The sequence below is a fragment of the Oleiphilus sp. HI0123 genome (assembly GCF_001635315.1).
On record NZ_LWGE01000666.1, the window covers coordinates 1 to 298 of the forward strand.

Sequence of the window (298 nt, forward strand, 5' to 3'; positions counted from 1 at the left end):
TTGCAGCGACAGTGGGAATAAACTCAATACATGAGCCGCCACTAAGCGTTTGAATACTATTCGGTAAAGCTAATCGTAGTTCTCTACTTAGCTTCTCTGATACCACCCAAGCAATGGCAGATATTTTACCGCGCTCAGAGGCATCGATCATGCCCTCCGTAGTTCGACCGATAAATCCGGCAATTCCTACACCTAGAATACCTATCACGACAATCGTGACAATCATCTCGATTAAGGTAAATCCTTTAGAGTCATTTAAGGGGCGCGACATTAGAAGTTCCCCTTATAAGCGGCAAAG

At 44.6% G+C, this 298-nt stretch carries 1 protein-coding gene; it reads right to left on the reverse strand.

The features are described 5' to 3' along the window. On the reverse strand, positions 1–271 hold a 271-nt coding region (locus A3761_RS06040), incomplete at its 3' end, for a type II secretion system protein (protein ID WP_156491660.1). Positions 272–298 lie beyond the last annotated feature (27 nt).